General features: G+C 61.0%; 3 protein-coding genes. All 3 read right to left on the bottom strand.

Annotation, left to right across the window (positions count from 1 at the left end):
- Positions 1–5: 5 nt before the first annotated feature.
- The 3 genes from ACLIRY_RS14380 to ACLIRY_RS14390 are packed head-to-tail and all read right to left on the bottom strand — an operon-like array spanning position 6 to position 24,903.
- Entirely contained in the window at positions 6–7,085 is a 7,080-nt protein-coding gene (locus ACLIRY_RS14380; protein ID WP_413206105.1) for an amino acid adenylation domain-containing protein, read from the bottom strand.
- Entirely contained in the window at positions 7,082–18,520 is an 11,439-nt protein-coding gene (locus ACLIRY_RS14385; RefSeq protein WP_413206106.1) for an amino acid adenylation domain-containing protein, read from the bottom strand. The genes ACLIRY_RS14380 and ACLIRY_RS14385 overlap by 4 nt, the downstream gene beginning before the upstream one ends.
- Positions 18,521–18,528: 8 nt before the next feature.
- A complete protein-coding gene (locus tag ACLIRY_RS14390) occupies positions 18,529–24,903 on the bottom strand; it encodes an aminotransferase class III-fold pyridoxal phosphate-dependent enzyme (RefSeq protein ID WP_413206107.1) in 6,375 nt (2,124 codons plus the stop codon).

The following is a 24,903-nucleotide window of genomic DNA, read 5'->3' on the forward strand; positions in this document are numbered from 1 at the left end:
CCACATCAGTCAATTGATGTCAATAATTTCCGCAAAACGGTCGCAAGTGTTGCCACATGGGGGGCCGTGATCATGGTGATGTGGTCTCCCACCACTTGGTGTCGCTCCGCGCCGCCGGAGGTGATCGATGACCATCCCTCCGCACCGGGCACCTCGAAAGACGAGGTCTCCGCCGCCACCACATGGAGCCTTGTGGCGAGCGGTTTCGGATGAAAGTCCTTCAATGCCGAAATGCAGAAACGGTAATTTTCCAATACCGTTTCCACCGCAGCCGAACCGATCCCGTCGGGAAGCAGACCGCTGTGCACCAGAGCCTGGGTGAACCGGGTGAGCCGCTCGGGTCTATCCAGACCGGACAAATCCGCAGCGGTAAGCGGGATCGGTCGGTTAAAGAACAAGGCAGCTGCTTCCACAATCTCGGCAATCAACCCGGCCTCATCATTGGCGGGCAGTAGGGTGGGATCGATCGGCGGTGGGGGCAGGTCGAGCACGACCGCTAAATCCACCGATCGACCGGCCTCCTCTTCCAAGGCGGCGACGGCCAGGACAACGGCACCGCCGAAACTATGACCGACCAGCCGCAGGCCACCCACCGGCTGCAACCGGCGCATCTCCACCACAGCTCGGGCGGCCAGCGCTTCCACTGTCGGCTCAATGTTCTCGATGTCGCGCAGGGCTTTGTAGTGCAGCCCGTGGACGGGCTGATTACCTCCCAGATCCCTGGCCAAATCCCCATAGGCATGGGGGGTGTCACTGGCACCGGGGAAGAGGAAGACGGGGGGGTGGGAGGCGTCCTCGTTGGCGAGGGGCAATACCGGCAAGGGGCGCACCAAGCCTTGGTCCACCGCCGCAGCCAGTTCGGCCAGGGTGGGACGGGCGAATAACAGCGATATCGGGAAGTCCCGGCCCATCACTTTGCTTAAACGCGCCGCCAGATCCATGGCTTTCAGGGAATGCCCGCCCAGTTCGAAGAAATTGGCCTCGGCAGACAGGGACTCCAAACCCAGCACCTCCGCCCAAATGTTCGCCAACCGCAGCTCTGTCGGCGTGGTGGGCGCACGGCCCGTCTTCCCAGGGCTCTCTCGCCAGGGCGCCTTGGGAATGGCGAGCGGCTCAGGGGGATGGGCGGTGCGTAGCAGGGAGTCGATGTCGGTCTCGCCGTTGGCAATATGGTCCAAGCAGGTCGTCAGCAGCCCCAGCAATTTGTGTGCAACCGCATCCGGTACCCGGTGGCGTTGGTGGATCAGGTGAAAGCGCAGGGTCTCGCCGGGCATCACGAGCAGGGCAACGGGATAGCGGGTTCGCGATCCCACCGCTGTATAATCTTGGATTTGCCAGTCGGGCTCGGTGCTGTCGTCCTGGCCGGTGGGGAAATTCTCATAGACCAATAGGATTTCAAATAACGGGATCGCGGCGGACAGATCCGTGCAGTTATGGATCCGTCCGGCGCCGAGATAATCCACTTCGCACCCTTGGGCGGACTCCTCTTGCAACGCGCTCAACAGCGGCCAGAAGGCCTGTCCCGCCGCCAACTTTATCCGTACCGGCACTGAGCCCGAAAACAACCCGATCATGGCGTTACTGCCCGACAAGCCTGTCGGACGGCCGGAGGTTGTGGCCCCAAACACCACATCCCGCCCGCCGCCAATGGCACTCAACACGATGGCGAGCGCTCCCTGTACGACCATGTTCATCGACAGGGATTGGGACCGGGCTGCGGCGGTGAGTTTGGCCAGAGCGTCCGCGCCCAACTCCGCATGGGCATCGCCATAACCGCTCCCGCCAAGGGTATCTGGTGTTTCAATTCCGGGCAGCGCCGGTCCGGGGAAGTCGGCTAAATTCTTCCGCCAGACTCTTTCGGCGGCGGCTTCGTCTTGCCCCTCTTGCCACGCCACATAATCGCTATAGGGCCGGACCGGTGGGAAGGCTATGCTGCGATCTTGGGTGATTTCGGCGCGATAGGCAGCCATTAATTCGGCGACGAGTACCGGCAAGCTCCAGCCATCCAGCAGGCTGTGGTGGAAGGTTAGCGCCAGCACCCAGGTCCCTCGTGCACGGACACATGCAAAAGAGTCATCGGCCTGTTCGGCTCGGATCATGGCGAGGTTGATCAGCGGGGCTTTGGTGAAATCAATGCCTTTCGCCCGAAGATCGCGCAACCAGTGCTCCGGGTTCGGATGGGTCTTGACCACATGCACCTCGGGCCGGGCGATCTCGGCCTTTAGGACCGCTTGCACGGGACGTGAGAGGCCTTGCCACACAAAGCCGGAGCGCAAGATCGGGTGTCGTTCGGCGATGATGCGCCAGGCTCGACCCAGGGCGTCCGGATCGAAGGGACAGCATAAGACCAACCGCGACTGTTCCACATTGGCTTCGGAGCTCGGCCCGGCCAGAGCATCTAGGAGCATCCCCTGTTGCTGGCGGGCAAGGGGCAGGATTTGGGTGATGTCCTCGGTCTTGCACCGCAGGCTCTCACAGATCCGCTGTACCAAATCCGGATCCGCACCCGCTTGGGCGACCCAACGGGGCAAGGGGGGGGGAAGGTCCTGCCGAAGGGTTTGATCGAGCACGCGTTCAACCCGTGCAGCCAAGGCTTCAATTTCCTCCGCCGTATCTTGGCCGGCATTGAATCGGAATGCGATCTGCAACTGACCACCGTCAACGGCGCCGACCACTTCTAACCGATGGGTGCGCAGGTTCGACGCCGCCTTATCCAACTCCGATGGGGTATCCATCGGTTGGAACGGCCCGTCATCGGAGACTGCGGTATCCAACACACCGATATAATTGATCGCGATCTCGCCGGTGGGAAGTGCGGAGAGGGGAGTACGCAGATGCTTGGGTCCGAAAGAGGTCAGCCGGGCATGGGCGTCTGGCACCTCGAGTCCGAGCTCAATCCGGGCAAGGGTATCAGCCATAGCCGCCAAGGAGTCTTGATCCTCCCTCCAGTCAATCAGGATTGGGGTGAGGATGGTAAACCACCCCACCATACGGCTTGCATCCTGATCAGAGAGCAGATCGCGGCCATGGGTTTCCACTTCGATCACGAACGAGGAAGAGCCGACCCAATCCACCGCCGCCCCGGCGATTGCGGCGGGCAAAAGCTGTTTGGGACCCTTGGTATGGGTTAAGAGGCGCTTGGTGAGCTCTTGGGATAGGGTGACCGTGACCAGGGCCTCATCGTCCTGGCGTCCGCACCAGGGGGGGCCTGCCGACTGGCCCCTCTCGACCCGGGCAATGAGGCCGCGCACGGCCTGCATCAGTGCCGGGTCATGCATCCGCTTCTCGGTGCTGCGCACCCAATGGGCCCAAGAGGGTGATGGCGGAAGATCCTTGCCCGCCAACAAGGCGGAGAGATCTTCCACGATGACCCGCCAAGACACCGCGTCTACCACCAAGTGATGGGCGGTAAGGAAAAGTTGGGTGACGTTGCCCTCTGGGCTCTGGCAAAGTACCGCACGCAGAAGCGGAGCGGCGTTGAAATCATGGGCTGCCTGGGCAGCGCGGCAGCCTTGTTCGAACCCATCCGGGCCATGACAGGTGACGGGAACATTTACCTCCGTCGCGGCTCGGATATCAGCGATCCATTCCCCGTCCTTTGCACGGAATTGGAGGCGTAGTGCATCATGTCGACCGACCAACTTGTTCAGGACTTCAGATAGAACCTCCACCGAGACCCTATGTCGAACAGCCAACCGCACCGATTGGTTCCAATGGGCTGGTTCGAGCAGGTCCCGGGAGAAGAACCAGGACTGCATCGGGGTGAGCGGTAAATCCAAGACCGGCTGGGTTGGGCTGGCCTGTGTACTCGGCAAGGTGGTTTCCGCCGCTGCGGCTTGTTCGGCTACCGTTTGGTATTTCAACAGCTGACGCATGGTCAGGCCGATACCGGCTCGCGCGGCACGCATCGCCACCTGCATGGACAGGATGGAATCCCCGCCCAGCTCAAAGAAGTTGTCATGGATTGAAACCTGTTTCACCGACAAGAGCTCGGACCAAACCCGGCAGAGTGTCTCTTCGACAGGATTGGTTGGCCCGACAGGTGGTGTCTTCCGCTCAACCGCGCCCGGTTCCGGTAGGGCGTTTAGATCCACCTTGCCGTTGTGTTTTGTCGGCAAGGTGTCGAGCCTGACAAAGGCGGCGGGGACCATATAATTGGGCACACGCTTGGCGAGGGTCTGTCGAATCTGTCGGACATTGAGTTCTTCCCCCTCACGCGGGACCAGATAAGCGACGAGTTTTTGCGCCCGTTGGCCATCACCAAACACTTTGATCACGGCCTGGGAGATGGCGGGATCAGAGAGCAGATGGCTCTCGATTTCCTGGGGTTCGATACGAAAGCCGCGCAGCTTGATTTGATTATCGATACGGCCGACGAAGTCCAATGTACCGTCCGATCGCCAGCAGACCTTATCGCCGGTGCGGTAGACGCGTCCCTCGCCCAGGTGGGGTACGGAGTCCAAATATCCCTTGGCGGTTTTTTCCGGCGCGTTCAAATAGCCTCGACTGACGCAATCTCCGCCGATCACCAATTCCCCCGGCACGCCAAAGGGCATCCGGTTCAGGTGACGGTCGACCACATGGGCACGCACGTTGGACATCACCTTACCGATGGGTATTGGGTCGGGCACCTCGTCGCCTGCCGTCAGTGGTTGCAGGGTGACCATCACCGTGGTTTCTGTCGGCCCATAAGCGTTGAAGAAAGTGCCCTTGTCCATATGGGCCACCAAGCGTCGCAGATGCACGGGCGACGCCACCTCTCCCCCACTCCAGATCGTTTCCAGAGATGCCAAAGCCTCCGGTGCTTCGTCGATCATGCGGTTGAGCAAACCGGTGGTCAAAAACACGTGGTGAATGTCATGTTCCGTTAAAATCTTGGCAATATCCAAAGAGCCAAGGGGCCCCGTTGGCGCGACCATGATCTGCCCGCCCCTGGTCAGCGGCAGCCAAATCTCAAAGGTGGCGGCATCAAACAAGATTGAGGCCGTGTGCAACATTGTGCGCCTTTCAAACTCGCCAAATCGACTTATGGCAAGGCAAAAGCTGACCACATTGCGATGGGTGACGCAGACCCCCTTGGGCGCACCGGTGGAGCCGGAAGTGTAGAGCACATAGGCCAGATCATCCGGGCCGCATTCGATTTGGATCGGCTCAGCCCCCGCATCGTCTGGACCTTCCGCCCCTTCCAACAGAACCAAAGGGCGACCGGTTTCGCGGAGATCGCTTTCATATTGGCCAAGCGTCATCAGCGCGGATACATCGGCATTGTCGATGATGAAATCCCGCCGGGCTTCCGGCACGGACGGGTCCAGCGGCAGATAGGCGGCCCCGCTCTTCAAGATCGCCACGATACCGACCAAAAAGGGGACCGAGCGATGACAATACAAGCCGACGATGCTGCCAGGCGTGACCCCGGCGGTGATGAGGTGGCGGGCCAATCTGTTGGATTGACGATCCAGCTCCCCATAGTTGAGGGATGCGCCCGCATCGTCGGTAGCGGCCAACGCAGGTCGGGTCGGGTCGACGGCGGCCCAATGCTGGATCGCCTCCAACAGCGTGGTGTTGACCTCTGGCGCACCCACATCGGCCCCGCCGGTGAGCGCGTTTAGAGACCTGAGATCATCGGCATCCAAAAAGGGGATCTGGTCAATCGGGCACTCCGGGTCCTCGGCCAGGGTGGTGAGGATGTTGCCGTAATGGCGCACCATTTGACGCATGCGCCAAGCATCGAAGAGATCGGTGGTATACTCAAAGGAGATCTGCAACTCATCGTCTTGCTCTTCCACCGCACAGCCCAAATCCACGCGGGAATAGCCGGTGTCCAGCGGCACCGGTTCCAGCTCGGCACTCCCCAGCGACAAGGTTTCCCGGCGCACATTTTGATAGGCGAAGGCGGTTTGATAGATCGGATGCCAGCGGGGATCGCGCAGGGGATTGATGGCCTGCACCACCAGATCGAAAGGCATCGCACCATCGCGCAACACCTCTACACTTTCTTGATGTACTCTGGATATCAGTTCGCGAACACTGGGCGCGTCGGACAGATCGGCGCGCATGGGCAAGGTATTCACCAACAGTCCGATCAAATCCTCATAAGCTGGATCCTCTCGGCCCGAAAGAGCCACGCCGACCAAGAGATCAGCCTCGTTGCTATAGCGGTTCAGCAGCACATAAAACCCGGCCAATGCCACCATGAAGGGGCTCGCCCCTAAGGTCTTGGCCAATTGCCGAATAGGCTTGGCGGAAACCCGTGTGGTCACGGTCTGTCCACGTTGATCCCTGTCCGGCGGACGGCGGCGATCGGCGGGGAGCTCCAACAAATCCGGACAGCCTGCCAAGCGGTCTCGCCAATTGGCTTTCAGATCCTCTAATGCGGTGCCGGGGAACTCCCGTTGTTGTGCCCGCACATAGTCCCGATAGGAGGGGGCGGCGATGGCCTCGATATCCTGCCCCTCGTAGGCTGCGCCCAGATCCTTCAGGAACACACTGATCGACCAACCGTCGGCGATGATGTGATGCAGGCAAAGGCCCAGTAAATGCCGGGTGGGGGAGAGCTTGACCAAATGGGCGCGTAACAGCGGTGGGCGGGTTAAATCAAACGGGCGGGCCAGAGTCTCGGTCAGTAGCGCCTTCCCGGCGGAGTCCGGATCGGGTGCGTCGGAGGCGTCGGTAACGGTGAAAGGGACGCTCAGTCCCTCGGCCACGATCTGGCGCGGGGTGTCGTCTTGTAGCGTGAAATGGGTGCGCAAGGACTCATGACGCCGCATCACCGCGTTCAACGCCTCTTCCAGCCGAGACACGTCCAAAGGACCGTCAATCCGCGCCCCACCGATGATGCAATAGGCCGCCCCCACCGACACCGATTGCTCAATCAGCCAGAGACGCCGCTGCGCGTGGGAAAGCGGGGCGCTTTGGCCGAGGTCGCTTTGCAAATGGTGGATCAATTCCTCCCGGCAGCCGCTGATTTCCGCCCGGCGCTCATCGGTGAGCGCCCCTTTCGGGGCCCGGAAACCTAGCTTCCCATCTTCGACGTGAAGGCGGATGCCCGCGACGGACAGCCGGTCGATCAGCGTTTGCACACTCATAGGAAACCTTCCTCCTCATCCTCTTCTTCCACCTTCTTCGATGTGGTTTTCGCTGCCAGGACTTGCTGGATTTGCTTGGCCAAACCGGACACGGTGGGGTGGCCGAGCGCCATGGCCAAAGTCACCGAGACCCCCAATTTTCCGCCGAGATCATGGACGATCTGGGTAGCCGCCAAACTATGTCCGCCGAGTTGGAAGAAATCCTCGTCAAACCGGTTCGGACGCAGGCCGAGGAAATGTTCCCAAGCATCCGCCACGATCCGTTCCAGATCCGACAGATCCATTCGCACCGCCTCGGTCGTGCAGGTGACCGGTTCTCTTTGCCGATGAAGCCGGGTGACGAATTGATCCAGGCGCGGGCTCAAGGGGCTGGCCGCCGCGATGACCCGGTGGGGACCACCGCGCATCAGAATTCGCTCCAGCAAGGCGATACCCTGGCGGGGGGAAAGGGTTCCCGGATTCTGACCTTCATAATCCCAGCCGTCCCAGGCAACGCTGATCAGAACTGGTCCGTTGGTGCGGGATTGTCGATCGGCCAAGGCGTCCAGATGATGGTTGGCCCCGGCGTAGGTCGCAAACCCAACCCCACCTAACACGGTGGAGAGAGAGGAGCAGAGCAGGCAGAAATCCATCGCCCCGCCGTCGTGACAGAGATCGGCCAACTCACTGGCGGCAACCACCTTGGCCGCCCGGATCGTCTCGGCGCGCCCCCCCATATACTTGGTGAGCAGCATTTGGGCATCTCGGTCCAGCACGCCCGCCGTATGGATCACCCCATGCACCACACCAAACCGTTCTTGGGCTTTCTCCATCACCGCTGACATGGCACCGGCTTGGGAAAGATCCGCCGATAAGCCGAGCACTTGGCTCCCGGTTGTTTCAAGCTCGGCAATCAGGGCCGGATCGATGGTGCGGCCCACTAACACCAAGCGGGCGTCATAGGTTTTCGCCAGATGCCGGGCAAAGCTTCGGCTCATGCGTCCAAAACCCCCGGTGATCAGATAGACCCCCTCTCGGCGCAACATCGTCTCAGAGGGTGTCGTCACCTCCGGCAGGAAATCTTGCACCCAGGCGACACCGGCCCGTAGGGCAGCGACGGGGCTCACCGAGTCCTCGGAGACCAAGCGGATCACCCCATCGGCGTCTTTGTGACCGGCCTCGCCGATATCCACCAGATGGGCCAGAATGCCCGGTGCTTCTTGCGGGACCACATGGGAGAAGGCGGCAAATTGCGCCCTTGCCGGATTCAGTGTTTCGCTCCCCAACACATCACACCCTCCTTCACTGACAAGACAGAGCTGCCCGGTCCACTCGCCGGCCACCAACCGGCCTGCCTGGCTCGCTATGTCATCGAAGGAGCTGTCGCCGAAGCAGGGCAGAAGCAAGCGTGCGCCCTCTGGCGGCAAATGATCCGAGGATATCTCTTTCAGATGGGAGACCTGGGCATCCCTTGTCCGCAAGCGGTCCGCTATCCGCTCCCAGAGCGGGCCCCCCTCACCGACCAAGACCCAGGGTCGGGTTGCCAATTGGCTTCTGGTATCTCCAACGGTCCGGCGGGTCCAAACCGGACGGTAGAGGCCAGCTTGTTCCGTCGCAGAGATTTGAGGTTTGACGGCGGTCTCGAACCAATAGCGTTTGCGGTCGAATGGATAGGTGGGCAACGTCACCTTGTGGGGGGTGGGGTCCGGGGCGAAGGCCGACCAGTCCAGATCACGTCCGGCTAAGAACACGCCTGCCACCGCCTCGGCTAGGGGGTAGGCGGCAATCGCCATCAGATCACTATTCCCGTCCCGCCTTAACCCAGGATGTGGAGCGACCCAGGCATCAGACGCGGTAAGCAGGCTTGGCCAGTTGGCGGCGCCCGCAGGAAGTTCCCGTGCGGTCAAAGGGTCCAAGATCGGCAGGCGCGGCACGGCGCGGCGTAATGAGCCCACGCGTGTTGCCGCCGCCTCGTCCCCATCGGCCAGCAAGGTCGCGATCCTCACCGCATCCTCCAATTGGATCAGCCCGGCGAAGCAGGCTGCGTCGAGAAGGCTCGGCCCGGCTCCGGTCACCGCGTCGGGTAGATGTCCGGCTTCCTCCCACATCAGGGCGGTGGCATGGCGATGGATAAAGCGGGTAAGCCTGCTCGCATTGGGATCGGCGGCGAGGATCGCCTCCGCCTGCGCCGATGGCAGGGAGGCGATGGTGCGTTCAAGGAAGCGGCGGGGGACGGCATGGGCCACGGGCACGGTGCCGAAGTCCCAAATCCGACGTTTGGCGGTTTCCGTCGAGGCGGTATGACGGATTGGACCGGCGCGGAGCTTCGCTACCGCCTCTTCCTTGTCCCGGACGATGATCCCGTGTCGCAGCATATGATGCCGTCTGCCCTGCAACAGGGTGTGGGCCACATCGCGCAAGTCCAGGTCGGAATGGTCTTGGAGATGATCGGCCAATTGCTCGCATTGCCTTTGTAACGCGGCCTCGGTGCGGGCGGTGACCACGAGCAGGTGCTGCGGCTCACTGACAGCTGTGAAGGTCCGCGCAGGCGGTTCTTCCACCACCAAATGGGCGTTGGTGCCGCCAATACCGAAACTACTCACCGCAGCCCGACGGGGGCCGCGTTCCGAATCCCAGCGACGCAGGCGGGTGTTGACCCGAAAGGGGCTTTCCTCCAACTCATGCAGTGGGTTGGATTTGCTGTAGTGTAAGCTCGGCGGTAGCCGCCCTGTTTCCACCGCAAGGGCCGCTTTCATCAGCCCGGCCACACCGGCGGCGGCATCCAGATGGCCCATATTGCTTTTCAGCGAGCCAATAGCGCAACTCTCCGGCAAGCCGCTTCGCGCGAAAGCGGTTTTCAGCGCGGCGATTTCCACCATGTCCCCCAGCGGCGTGCCGGTGCCATGGGCCTCCACATAGCCGATGGTCTCGGACCCACAGTTCATCTTGTCATGCACCGCGCCAATGACCGCAGCCTGTCCCTGCAGCGAGGGCGCGGTGTAACCGACCTTATCCGCCCCATCATTATTGATCGCCGAGGCTCGGATGACGCCATGGATATGATCGCCATCCGCCAAGGCATCATCTAATCGCTTCAACAAGACAACCCCGACCCCATTGCCGGGTACGGTCCCATCGGCGGCCTCATCAAAGGTGCGACAGATCCCGACCGGGGAGGTGATGGATCCCTCTTCCTGCAGGTAGCCCACATGGTGGGGCACGGTGATGGAACTGCCGCCCGCCAAGGCCGCATCGCAATCCCGATCCTGCAAGGCCCGACAGGCCAAATGGACTGCCACCAAAGAGGTGGAACACGCGGTTTGCACCCCGACCGCTGGACCATTCAGCCCCAGCTTGTAGGCGGTACGGGAGGCCAAGTAGTCTTTATCACTGCCAATCAGCATCTGGATGGCCTCTCCGGTCCCCCCGACCGATTGGACCTGATCGCGCAAGGCCAAGCCATAGGTGCTGAATCCCGATCCGGCAAACACGCCCACCCGAAGGTTTTGGCGTTCCGGCACACAGCCTGCGCGCTCCAAAGCCTCATGGGCGCATTCCAGGAACAACCGGCCTTGCGGATCGAGATAGATCGCATCTTTCGGTGCGTAACCAAAGAATTCCGCATCAAACAGATCGACATCCGCAAGCGTTGCGGCTTTGGCGACATAGTGGGGGTCATCCACGATGCTTTCGGGCACACCCGCGGCCAATAGGGTGTCGCGATCCAGCGAGGTAACGGCATCCACGCCATCGCAGAGATTGCGCCAGAAGCTCTCTATGTCGGGGGCGCCCGGGAAGCGGCCGGACATACCGATAAGGGCAATCTCGGAGCTACCCGGTCGGACCCCATGGCCGACGGGGAGAGAGCCCTTTCTCCGGGCCTGTTGCTGTTCCTCCCGACGATCCAAATGATCGGCCAGGGCATCGATACTGGGGAAGCGAAACAGGTCCACCAAGCTGAGATCCGGAGCAACACTCTGCCGTAGGAGAGTACCGAGCCGAACCAATAAGAGGGAGTTGCCCCCGACATCAAAGAAGTTCTTGGTGATATCGCGGACAGGCTGATCAAGGACTTTTTCCCAGATCGCCGCGATCCTGAGTTCCATGGGTGAAATGGGGGTGCGTGAACCACTGCGCTTATCGCTTTGATCCGGTTCGGGCAGGCGACGCCTGTCGATCTTGCCATTGGGCGAAAGCGGCAGCGCATCGAGTACGGTAAAGCCGCTCGGTATCATATAGCTGGGCAAGCGAGCACCAATGAAATCGCGTACCTCATCGAGGCTCAGGGTCTCGCCGGCAACCTCCGCAACCAGATAGGCATGGAGAAGTTGTCCAGCCCGCTCGCTTTTGCCCCAGAGCGCGACAGCGGCCTCATGCACGGACGGGTGGCTGCGGAGGACCGCTTCGATCTCCCCCAGCTCGACCCGGAAACCGCGCAGTTTGACCTGATCATCCAAGCGACCGAGATATTCCAATGCCCCATCGGAATTCCAGCGCGCCCGATCACCGGTTTTAAACAGAGTTGCTCCGGCATCTTCTCGGAACGGGTCGACAACGAAGCGGCTTTTGGTCAATTCGGGGCGACCGTAATAGCCCCGCGCGACCCCGATCCCGCCGATGAACAACTCGCCGGGGATACCGGCGGGCAGAGGATGGCCCTCCGGGTCCAGCACATGCAGTTGGGTATTGGCGATGGGCCGACCGATAGGGACACGGTCCCTGTCCTCGGCGGAACAGGTCCAGGCGGTCACGTCCACGGAGGCTTCCGTGGGCCCGTATAGATTATACAGTCGGGCATCCAAGCCCAGTTCCAAAAAGCGTTGTACTTGACTCGGCGCCAAGGCCTCCCCGGACGCGAAGACCCTACGCAGTGAGCGGCAAGATTGCGCGTCAGCCACTGTCAAAAATAGGCTGAGCATGGAGGGGACGAAATGTATCGTGGTGATGCCGCTCTGGGAGATCAGACGACAGAGATACTCTGGGTCTTTATGTCCGCCAGGTTTTGCCAAGACCAACCGAGCGCCGATCATCAGCGGCCAGAAAAACTCCCACACCGAGACATCGAAGGAAAATGGGGTTTTCTGCAATATCCGGTCAGAGGTGGTGAGCCCATAGGCTTCCTGCATCCATAGCAGCCGGTTCACAATGCCCCGATGGGGCACCATCACCCCTTTCGGCTCTCCGGTGGAACCGGAGGTGAAGATAATATATGCGAGGTCGTCACCTCCGGCCGCACAGGGCCGTAATGGTGGGGCAGCATCCAGCTCGGCCAGGGTTTCGTTGGCGTCCAAACAAAGCAGCGCTGCGTCGTCTGGGAGTTGACTGGCAAAGCGTCGCCAGGTGACCACCAAGCGGGGTTTGGCTATGGCACAGATGGCCTCTAGGCGCTTGGTCGGCAAGTCCGGATCCATGGGCATATAGGCCCCTCCGGCGGCGATCACGGCCAAGATGGCGGTGACCATGTCGGCGGACCGCTCCAGGCAGATCCCCACGGGTACATCCGGGCCCACGCCTCGGCTTTGCAGCAGAGCGGCCAATTCATCGACCCGACGTTGCAGCTCGCCATAGCTGTAGAGCGCATCGGCGCTTTCCAAGGCCAAGGCTTCGGGGGTCTGCGCCGCTTGGGTCCGGAGCAACGCGGCGAGGGTCTCCGGTGCTTGATAGTCTCTTGCGGTCTCGTTCCAACGCGCCAGATCGGTCCGTTCCGCCTCGGTAAGAATATCCAGCTTTGCTATTGGCAGATCCGGTTGCGCGGTGGCCTTTTGTAAGAGCAGCAGCAGCCTTTCCCGAAGCCGTTGGATGGTCTGTTCTTCGAAAAGATCCAGCCGATAGACGAGGCGGGCGGTGACCCCGTCCCCTGTCTCATCCACATAGAGTGATAGATCATATTGCGCGGTGCCCACATCTAGAGAAACAGGCTCGATCTTAAGGCTCGGCAATGATTGCGGCGGGTCGAAATCGACGATGTGGGAAAACAGGACTTGAAACAAGGCAGGGCGGTCCGGGTCCCGGTCCGGGCGGAGCGCGTCGGTGAGCTGGGAGAAAGGCAGCTCGCTGTGTTGATCGGCTTCCCGCGTCAATAGTCGTACCCGGTCCACCAGAGCGTGGAAATCCGGGCGGTCCGACAGGTCGGTGCGGATCACCACCACATTCACAAAGCAGCCGACAACATCCTGGATATCCGGGTGGTCCCGATTGGCCACTGGGGTGCCAACCGCAATGTCATACTGGCCGGTAAAGTGGGAAAGCAGGGCCTGGAAGGCGGCGAGTAGCACCACATAGGGTGTGGCCTCCGCCGCAGCCGCGATCTTTTGGACCCTTGCCATCAGGGCGTCGGGGATCGTAAAGCTGATCTCTTTGCCCTGGGCAGTACCTTCCGGGGATCGGGGCCGGTCGGTGGGCAGCTCCAGCGGGGCCACCCCGTCCAGTCGGGTGCGCCAATAACGGAGCAGATTGGTGCGGCGTTGATCCGTAAGGCGGCCGATTTGCCAAGCGGTGTAATCGGGGTAGCCGATGGGCAGCGGCGGCAGGGCGACAGGGGATTGGTTGTCCAAGCTGTGATACATCGACAGCATATCGCGCAACAGCACGCCCAGAGACCAGCCATCGGCGATGATGTGGTGCAAGGCAAAGCCCAATAGGTGACTGTCTTCGTCAAGCTTCACTAGCATCACCCGCATCAGTGGGGCGACTTCTAGCACAAAGGGTGTCTGGCCGCGTTCAATGATCCGGCGTTTTGCTTCCGCCTCGCGCGTATCACGGGGGAGATGGGTCAGGTCGATCACCTCCAGCTTGCTCGGCGCGCCGGGCGAAACCAACTGTACCGGGCGACCATCCACATCGTGGAAGCGGGTGCGCAAGGTCTCGTGACGGGTCTGAATTTCCTCGACCACCTGTTCCCAAAGCGCCACCCGTAACGCCCCGTCCATGCGCGCGACGGTGAGCATATTATAGCTCGCCGAGTTGGGATCCAGCTTATGCAAGAACCACATCCCCAACTGAGCCGGGGCCAGGGGCAGGGCATTGTGGCGTTCGATCCGAGGAATCATCGGCTCTTCCCCCGGCGCGCAACCGCTCAGCAGTTGATCCACTTCAGAGCTCAGACCGATCAGTGTCGGACATTCAAACACGGTGCGTACCGGTATGCGTACATTCAGGCGATCCCGAATGCGAGCCACCAATCGACAGGCCAACAGGGAATGCCCGCCAATCTCGAAAAAGTTGTCCTCCGCGCCGACCGTCTCCCGTTTCAGCAATTCCCGCCAAAGTTCGCCCAACACAGCGTTGGTGACACCCGCTTGCGGTTGAGCTTTCTCCATCGTAGCGGTGGATTCCCCGAGGGCGCTCTGAGTTTGCGATACCTCCCGCAAGGCTCGTGTATCGGTCTTGCCATTGGCGGTGACCGGGATCGCCTTCAGTTGGAAATAGCGGCTGGGATGCAGATAGGTGGGAAGGCTTTTCAGCAAATGCCCCACCAATGCTGAACGGGTGACAGAGGTTTGCGCCACAAAATAAGCGGCCAAACCATCCACATCATTGCCAACCCCGTCGGGCAGCACCACGGCAGCTTGAATGCCAGGCATGTTCATCAAGGCGGTTTCAATCTCGCCCAGCTCGATGCGGAAGCCGCGCACTTTCACCTGTTGATCGATCCGCCCCACATAAACCAGTCGCCCATCCGCCGCTCGGCGCACCCAATCGCCGGAACGGAAGAAGCGGTGGCCAGGGAAGTCGGGAAGACTACAGAAGCGTTGTTCGGTGAGCTCTTTGTGTCCGAAGTAACCAACCGCCACCCCGGGTCCGGTGATGCAGACTTCCCCCGGAACTCCATCGGTTACCGGACGCAGCTGTTCATCCACCAGCACCGCCCCGTAACCGGGTAAGGCCTGACCGATAACACTGACCCCATCGGCAATATCGCGGGGACTCACATCACAATGGGTCACATGCACCGTGGTCTCGGTGATGCCATACATATTGACGAGGCGGATATCGGGGAAGCGTCGACACCAATCTTTCAACCGGGCGGGTTGTAGCGCTTCACCGCCGAAAATCACCACCTCCAGCATCAGATTGTCCACGGCTGCCCGCACGGCCTCTTGGGCGAGGCCGTAGAAGGCCGCCGGGGTTTGGTTCAACACCGTGACCCCTTCAGCGACCAAGAGATCTAGAAACCGGGCAGGGTCCAGCCGGGCCTCGGGCGGCACCACCACCAAGCGACCGCCATTGAGCAGCGGCCCGTACATCTCCCAGACCGAGAAATCGAAGCTCGGGGAATGAAACAGGGTCCAGACATCGCCGCGCCCGAATTGGAACGGCAAATCGCGCATGAACAGCAGATTGATCACACTGTCTTGCCGAATCACCACCCCTTTCGGTCGCCCCGTGGAGCCGGAAGTGAAAATCATATAGGCCGGATCTTCCGGCTGGGCCCAGGTTTCGGGTGGTCTTTCCGGTCCCGTGGCGACCAGGGTTTCCATTTCCGGCAGGGGCATTACGGGCAGATCGAAGCTGCCGGTTTCACCTTCAGCAACGCAAAGCACCGCCAGATCCGCATCTTCACAGAGGATATCGATGCGGTCTTGCGGGTAGGTGGGATCAATGGGCACATAGGCTGCCCCCAACCGCACTGTCCCCAAACAACAGGCCATGAAGTCGGCCCCGGCGGAGATCAGTAGCCCGACCCGATCCCCTCGACCGACGCCAGCGGCTTTAAGCCGTTCACTCACGGCATTTGCCGCCTTTGACAGTTGGCTGTAGGTGATCTGGAAACTGCCTTCGGAAATGGCGATCGCTTCGGCGCATTCAGCCACCATCGCATCGAAGCGCGCGATGATGGTACCACTCGCGGTGCGGGCCTTTAGGGCAGTCAATCTGTCCCGGGTCTCGGCGATCTCGGCGGATGTGGCGAGGCCGAGGACATGCGGTGGGCGATCAATATCCTCCGCGAAGGCCTCCACCGCGCGAATCAGAAGATCGGCGAAACGTTCCCCACTGGCCCGGTCAAATAGATCCAGATTGTAGATCAAATTGGCCGCCAGCCCGGTTTTTGTGTGCCGCCAGCCCAGTGTCAGATCGTATTTGCCCCAGCCAAACCCGGTTTCGTAAATTCCGTCGGTATCCTCGGTGGTAACGTAATCAAACAACACGTCAAACAGGGCCGTACGGCTCATATCATTATCGGGTTTCAAGGCCAGCACCACCCGGTCGAATGGGGTCGTGCCATGGGTCTCGGCTGCCTGGCGAAGGGTGCGGCACCGCGCCGCCAGGGCAGCCAGAGACCTGCAGGTCTCCAAATTGGATCTTAGGGTCACCAGATTGGTGTAGGCCCCTAACACGCCGGGCTTTGACGGTGCCAGGGTCTCCCCATGCACAATATCCTTCTGGCCGCTGAGCAGGGCCAAAGAACCGACAAAGGCCGCCCGCAGTAAATCCGAGAGATCCAGCCCCCGGTCCACGGCGATCCGTTCCAGCGCCACCACGGTCTCAAGCTTTAAGCTGCGCGCCGCCTTTGCCGCTGCGAAGGTATGCACCGCCGGACGCGGATGGTCCGTAGGCAGCACAAGCGGTTTCAGTCCCGCCAGTGCCTCGCGCCAATAGGAGATGTCACTTGGCTTGTCCGTCGGGGCGGCTCGTGGTTTTGAATCAATGTCAGGCAAGGTTTTGCCCGCTAACAGCTGTCTGATCTCACTGATCAGCTGATGCAGACTCACCCCATCGACAATGATATGGTGAGCAACCAAGAGCAAGACGGGCTCCCCGACAGAGGGTTCCAGCAGAACCGCGCGGCATAAAGGCGCCTTGCTCAGATCGAAGGGGCGCTGGGTTTCCTCGGCAAGCGTGCGGGCGATGTCCGCCACCTCTTTTCGGTGGGCGACGGGGACGGGGACGGTATCTGTGCTATCGCCGAGGGTGGAGATCGGCAGATCCGCCTCGGTGTCAAAGCAGGTGCGCAAGATCGGATGGCGTGCGGAAATCTGGGCGAGGGTTTGGGCCACATCCTCCGGACCCGCTCCAAAGGGGAGTTGGGTCCAGGCGGACATGTTGTAATAGGTGGGGGCCGCGGGATAGAGCACGCCGTTCTCGAATCGATCCACAAACCAAAGTCGGGCCTGATGCGGCGAGACCTCTTGGTTGGCGAGCCGTGCCACGGGTTGTTCCGGCGTAACACAGAGATCGGTCAAGCATTGCAGGTAGAGATCACCCCAGTGCGCGACCGTTTGGCGCTCAAAGAGGTCCGTCGCCCATTCCACCAGAACCTCAAACCCCTCCCCTTGCGGGATCAGTTCGAAGTTCAGGTCCCATTTCGCCGTGGTGGAGGGGATCGGGCGAGGCGCAACCTTCAGATCCTTCAGCCTGAGCGGAGCCATTGGCGGACGCAGGGAGAACCAAGCTTGGAACAGCGGCGGATAGCTGGTGTCGCGGGCCGCCCCATCGGTCTCCAACAACCGGGAAAAGGGCACCTGTTGCACCGATTGCGCCCGGCTTAATTCACCCCGGACCATTGCGATGGCATCCAATCCGCTAGCGCCGGGCTCCATTCTGATGCGCAGCGGCACCACATTGGCAAACGGACCGATGAGATCGCGGGTCTCTTCCAAGAGGCGGTTGGCAAAGGGGATACCGATGCTGAAATCCCCCTGACCGCTTAATCTTGCCAGCAACGCAGCATAGGCTGTCAGCAAGATGGTAAACGGCGTGGTGCCATTTTTCCGGGCCGTGCTTTGGACCGCCGCGCCCAAGCTATCTGGGATAGGAAAGCTTAGATCCGCGCCGCGATGGGTAAAGATCTTAGGGCGTGCGTGATCGGTGGGCAGACGCAGCACCGGTAGATCGCGCAAATGATCGCGGGCGCTGTCCAGCGACAGGCCATCGCCGTCGGCTTGGTCCTGTTCCCACACGGCGAAATCCGCAAACCCGATGGTCGACTCGGGTAACGGAGCACCCCACCCGTCACAAGCGGCATTGTAGGCGTCAAACAGGTCCCGCAGCATAATCCCAAGCGAGATACCATCGGCAATCACATGGTGGATTGAGAGCATCAAAATATGGTCATGCTCTTTCATCCGAAGCAGGTCCACGCGACAGAGTGGCCCGCGCGCCAAATCAAACGGGATGCGTGCCATTTCGCTTAGCATTACACCGGCCAGTTTGCACCGTTCCGTTTCCACCACATGCTCCAGCTTATGCAGGCTGAGCGGAATCCGCTGGGTGGAATCAATCAACTGGCGGGGTTCGCCATCCTGTTCGACGATACGCGTCCGCAACGTCTCGTGATGGGCACTGACCTGGTCCAAAGCGGCCTCTAGCAGGTCCACCCGTAGCGGGCCGGACAGGGTCAGGGCCCCGGCGATGGTGTAGATCGCGCTTGCCCCCATGAAGTTATCGACGAACCAGATCTGGCGTTGGGCGAAGGAGGCCGGGAACAGATAGAGGTCTTGGGCAAGCTGATCCATGACCGTCCTCACTCCGATGCGTCAGTGGCAAGGCGGGGACGCGCCACCCGGTACTTGTCGCGGGATTGCCTTTGGATACGGCTCTTCGCAGGCTGCGCGGCAGGACCGGGGTCAGGTATATTCTGTTTCTTCACCACACGAGCCAGTCCGGCCACGGTGGGGGTTTTGAACATCTCGCCGAGCGGGATCTCCACATTGAAGCTGCGCCTTGCCCACATCACGGCCTCATCGGCCATCAGGGAATCACCGCCCAGTTCAAAGAAATCCTCTGTAACGCCAAGGTCATCTAAGCCCAACAACTCCGCCCAGTTCGCCAAGATCTTGGCTTCGATCTCATCACTGGCCGGGACGCTTTGTCGCGGTGACCGAACTGGAGCCGTGTCTTCGCCCATCACGGGCCTGGCCGGGGTCAAGGCGGGCACTTTTCGTGCCAGGATACAATCCTCGTCGCTGCCGAGTTCTCGCAGCCATGTCATCCACCCCTCGGCCAACTCTGCCATATAGGCCGGGGAATACAGGTCGGTGGCATAGATGAAATCAATAGCCAGACCTTCACCCAAATCCAGGATGTTGATGTTGAGCTCTACCTTGGCCGTCCGTTGGGCCACCTCGCCCACTCGCGCGGATATGCCGTCAATATCGGCCAGGGTTTTTGGTCGGTCCATGTTCAAGACCGATGAGATCAAGGGCATGTGCCCGGCACGCCAGGTAAGACCCAGGTCCTTCACAATGGAGGCCAGCGGGTAATTGGCGTGCTGTTGCGCTTCACGGAGGGACTGGGCGGTTTGGTTTAAGAAGCTCTTGAAGCTGACATTCGGGCTTAGTTTGCTTCTAAACGGCACCAAATTGGTTGCAAAGCCAACCATATCCCCTTGATCTTCCGGTGCGCGACCCAAAACCAAAAAGCCGATTACCAAATCGTCTTTATCAGCCACCCGATGCAGATAACTTAACCAACTTGCCATCATCACCGTATAGAGGGTGGCTTGGGTCCGGGCCCCCAAGGCTTTTAACTGGTCCTGCAGGGATTTCGGAACCGTGACTCGATGGGTGGCCCCCCGCCACGACCAGCTTGCCGGCTTTGGTCTGTCGCCCGGCAAGGCGTAATCCTCCGTCACTTCGGCCAAGGTTCTACGCCAGTATTCCACATCGGCGGCACGCTCTTGGGCGGAGCGTCCGTGGTCGAGCCAAGCCAGGTGGTCGCGGAACTGGCGGGGCGGCTGAGGCGAGAGCGCTGCCGCATCCCCATAGGCGGACAGGATCTCATTGACCACCACACCTAACGACCAGCCATCGACAACGATGTGATGGCTGATCACCAATATTCGACTGGTACCATCAGGCAGTCGGAGAAGATTCAGGCGAAGTAACGGGCCATTTTGGAGATCAAATTTTTGCCCTATGGCTTGGTTGTACCAGCTATCGAAATCACTACTATTTCTGACGGAAAGCTCGATGGGCATATGGTCCCAAATCAGTTGATCATTGCCTTCAGCCGGGAAAGTGGTGCGCAGAGCCTCATGCCGATCCGAGATCTGCTGTGCCGCATCGGTCAAGCGCTGTGGGTCGATTTCGCCGTCCACTTCAATGAGGATCGCGTCCACGTAGGCCTGGGCCGCCGCGCCATCCAACCGATCCACTAAGCGGATCTGGCGTTGAGCGTCGGTCAAGGACAGTTTTTCGGGGATACCGGTAACGGGCAGTGGGCGGTTTGCATCGTTGGGGGTCGCCAGCCCGGCCGCTTTCAGCACCCGCACCGCGTCTTTGATCTGGTCGGCGACGAAGGCAAGCGCCTCGTCATCATGGGCCTCGGACAGGAAGCAATTACGGCCCTCCCAGACGAACACACCCCGTTCCATCAACAGCGGGAAAATCAGATCCATGTCGCCCCGGAAGGTGAAACGGAACAGGGAGCCGAAATGGATGAGGCGAAGCGCCACTTGCTCCGCCTCGAGCCATGTATTGAGCTCGGCGACAAAGCTGCGGGTCTTCTCGTTCAGCGCTTTTTGGAAATCGGGACCGCGCCGCTCCAATTCCCGCAATACCGCAGCGGCGGCGGCGGTTGCCAGCGGATTGCCGTTAAAGGTACCGGCAAAGAAGGTGGTCGGAGCAGTGGGGGCGGACCGATCGCCATACTGCCAGCACCCACCATCAATCCCGTCCAATAGCCTACCGCGTCCGGCCAATGCGGCCACTTGAATGCCGCCACCAAGCGCCTTGCCATAGGTAGCCAGATCCGCCTGTACACCGAAGTAGGCCTGGGCCCCGCCAGGATGGAGGCGGAAGCCTGTGATCATCTCGTCAAAGATCAGCAGTGCCCCCAACTCACGGGTCAGCTGTCGGAGGGACCGCAGGAAGCCACCGGGGCGCACTTCCAGCGCACGACTTTGTACCGGTTCCACCAGGACCGCAGCCAGATTGGATCCCAACTCCCGGATCACGTTCAAGGCGATGGGGCTATTGTAATCGAGAATGGTTACTTCCGCGACCGCCGCCTCCACAATGCCCTTGGCTGCGGGAACGGTTTCCACGTGATCGCCCCGGCGCATTGTGGTGGCCAAGAGCCCGTCGGAATGACCATGATAGGATTTGGAGAAAATCACCACATGGGGCCGCGAGGTCACGAGACGGGCGATACGGACCGACGTCATCACCGCTTCCGTGCCCGATTGGCAGAACACCACTCGATCCATTTGTGTCAGGCGGCACAGACGCTCGGCGGCCTCGGTCAGATGTGATGCGCGCGGCGCCAGGGCGGTGCCTTGATCCAGTTGGGCTTGGACCGCGTCCAACACCACCGGTGCCCGATGTCCGAACAAATTAGCGCCGAAATCCATGGAGATATCCACGTATTCGTTGCCATCCACATCCCAGATCCGGCAGCCCTGGGAGCGGTCCCCCACCACTGGATAGATCAGTTCTTTCATCGACGGTCGGAAACCGGCCGAGGCCCTGCTATCGGCGAGATGGGGCCGATGCTCATCGGCGAGGCCCTTCGAGATCCTGGTTCGGCGATTGAGCCGATCCGCCAACTCCGCGATAAAGCGATCGCGGACTGCGTTGACCTCGCTTTGCGCTTCGGTCATTCGTGGCGGTTGATAGGGGCCTAGAGCTTGGGCCGGGGCAGGAGTAGCAATGATTGGTTTTGGGTTTGGGTTTGGGTTTGACGTGGGGACGGGGGGCTCGGCTTTGGCTGGGATCGGAGATTGTGCAAGCACGTCGAGTTGACGCTGAATGAGCCCCTCCATGGTCCGCAATTGCTGCTGAAACAGCTCGGTGAGGTTGCCCGCCACAGAGGATGCGGGAGTTGACACTTCCGGCTGGGCCAGGGTTCGCGCCGGAGCAAGCGGAGTATTGGCGGAAATGTGCTGGCTAATCGCCTCAATGGTGGAGAGCGGTCCGTAGAGGTCTTTCATCTCCAGACGGAGAGAGAACCGAGCTTCCACCGCGCGCACGGCCTCCCCGATCAAAATGGAATCCGCGCCAAGCTCGAGGAGGGAGAGCGTGGGATCAATCCGCTCCGGCGCATCGCCCAAGATGGTGGCGAAGATCTCAACCAATTCCGGCAATATCCGGGCAAAGCTTTGGGGAGCGGGGGCCTCGGATTGGGGAAGTGGTTGGGTCATGGGGGACGTGTCCTCTAACCAGTGATATTGATGTTCGAACGGATAAGCGGGCTGCGGACGACGGCGCAGATCAAAACCGCGATAGAGTCCGGTCCAATTGATGGGCGCACCCTCATGCCACAGGCGACGGGCTGCCTCTTGCAAGCAGGCCCAATCGGCGCGGGGGGCGGCGAGGCTGGGCAGGAACACGGCGTCCTTTGCAGGCAGGCAGCCGCGACCCAATGCGGATAGGACCGGCTTGGGCCCGATTTCCACAAAGATCCGGCAATCCCGCTCCCAAAGCCCTTGCATGCCTTGTTCAAACCGCACCGGCGCGCGGGCATGGCGTACGATGAGGTCTGGCCCGAGGGTCTCGCCTGCGGGAAGCGCCAATCCGGTGACATTGGAGATCAACGGAATCGCGCTCGGTTGCCAGGAAAGCTGGCCGGCCAGCCCGGCCAATTCGTCCAGAATCCCCTCCATTTGCGGGGAGTGGAAGGCGTGGGAGACATTCAAACGGATAATCGAACCCGCGCGGTCGCCGAGGCGGCTTAGCACCTGATCCACCGCTTCGGCCCAACCGGCCAAGACGGTCTGCCCTGGCCCGTTAAACGCGGCGATGCTGACCCGATCCCGCAGCGGGTCTAGGGCACGCTCAATCTCGGTTCGGTCCGCGGTCAAGGACACCATCACCCCCCCCGCGGGCAGGGATTGCATCAGCCGACCTCGGGCAGCGATGAAGGGGAGCAACTCTTCAATCTTCACCATGCCCGCCACGGCGGCGGCTACATATTCCCCCAAACTATGTCCGAGCACCGCATCAGGGGTGACCCCCATGGCGCGCCAAAGCTCGGCCAAGGACCACATCACAGCGGCCAAGGCCGGTTGGGCATAGGCGGTCTGGGTTAAACAGTCGGGCGTCCCGGGTTGGGGGAACAAGATCTCGGTTAGGGGTTTGTCCAGATGCGGGGCGAGGATGTCTGCGCAACGATCCAGCTCGCGCCGGAACAGCGGATGGGTGTCATAGAGACCCTTTGCCATGCCCGCGGAGGCGGCCCCTTGCCCGGTGAACAGGAAGGCGATTTGTGGTCGCTGCTTGGTCTGGCTGCGCCGGATGAGGACAGAGTTTTCTTCGGTCGCCGCGTTATCCAAGCCGGTTCTGAGGGCAGCGGCATCTTCGGCTAAAACACTCAGCCGATGGGAATGGCTATCCCGGCCTGCATTGTTGGAAAAGCAAACATCCACCAGATCCGAGCCAGAGGCGTGGGAGACCATATCGGCCATGGAGGCCGTCAACTGACGCAGCGCGGCCTCGCTTTTCGCCGACAAGCAGATCAGATAGGGCGGCGGGCAGACGTTTCGCCGGGGACGGGGATCAAAGGGCGCTTCTTCCACCACAATATGGGCGTTGGTGCCGCTCAAGCCAAAACCGCTGAGGCCCGCTCGCCTTGGCCTGTCGCTGCGGGGCCAGACCTCCGCCTGGCCTAAGATCCGCAGACCCAGATCCTCGAAACTGACATGGGGGTTGGGGCGGGAGAAGCCCGCATGGGGTGGAAGGCATTGCCAACGCAGAGCGAGTAACAGCTTGGCCAGTCCGCACAGACCCGCCGCAGCTTCCAAATGCCCCACATTGTTTTTTACCGTGCCCACGGCCAGGGGCTGTTCTCTGTCTTTGGCGAAAACCCGCCCCAGAGCATTGAGCTCAATGGGATCACCCAGCAAAGTACCCGTGCCATGGGCTTCCACATAGTCGATCTGTCCCGGATCCAAGCTGGCGTCCCGCAAGGCGTCCTGGATCACGGCGGTTTGAGCCAGACCATTGGGAACGGTGACGCCGCCGCTGGCCCCATCATGGTTCACCGCAGACCCCCGGATCAGGCCCTGTATCAGATCATTGTCCCGGATGGCGTCGGAAAGGCGCTTCAGCACCACCACCGCCCCGCCCTCCCCGCGACCGAACCCGTCAGCGCTGGCATCAAAGGCTTTGCACCGGCCATTGGGGGATAAGGCCCCGGAGTGGGAGAGATAGGTGAAGGCCCCCGGTGTGGTCATCAGATGCGCAGCACCCACCACCGCCCGGTCGCATTCACCGGTCTTTAGGCTCCTACTGGCCTGGGCCAAGGCGACCAGAGAGGAGGAACAAGCGGTGTCCAAGGTGACAGCAGGTCCCTTGGTATTGAGCAGATAGGCCAACCGCCCGGCGACAAAGCTGATCGCATTGCCTGACCCGTAATGACTGTCGATCAGATTGAGGTCGCCGCGCCGGATAATGTCGTGGGCGTATTCGGTGGAGGCGATGGCGGCAAAGATGCCGGTCTTGGTGCCGGACAGGGAGCTCGGCGCCGTGCCCGCACTTTCCAACGCCTGCCAAACCAGCTCCAATAACAGGCGCTGTTGCGGGTCCATTCGCGCTGCCTCATGGCCGGAGATGTTGAAAAACCCCGCATCGAAGCCCCGTATATCTTCTAAAAATGCCCCATGGCGCGTGACGCACTTGCCTTTTTGAGTGCGATCCGGATCGTAGTGGGCCTCCGCATCCCAACGCTCCGCCGGGATCCGACCGACAGCATCCCCGCCCTCCACCAGCATTTGCCAGAATCCGTCCGGTGACCCGCGATAGATGTCTCCAACCGGGAAGCGATGGGACAGGCCCACTATGGCGATGGGTTCGCGCAATAGCAGATCTGAATTCCCTGGATTGTTGCGTTCCCGATTGGCCAGGGCGGCCAGTTGAATGGCGGAGAGGGTATGAAGGCTATCAGCGGAAGAATGCTTCAT

Source organism: Rhodospirillum sp. A1_3_36, assembly GCF_047263945.1.
Classification (GTDB): Bacteria; Pseudomonadota; Alphaproteobacteria; order Rhodospirillales; family Rhodospirillaceae; genus Rhodospirillum.

Bases quoted from the DNA above. Each gene is read 5' to 3' on its own strand.
- ACLIRY_RS14380 (WP_413206105.1), bottom strand. From the start codon at position 7,085: ATGAGTGTGCAAACGCTGATCGACCGGCTGTCCGTCGCGGGCATCCGC.
- ACLIRY_RS14385 (WP_413206106.1), bottom strand. From the start codon at position 18,520: ATGGATCAGCTTGCCCAAGACCTCTATCTGTTCCCGGCCTCCTTCGCC.
- ACLIRY_RS14390 (WP_413206107.1), bottom strand. From the start codon at position 24,903: ATGAAGCATTCTTCCGCTGATAGCCTTCATACCCTCTCCGCCATTCAA.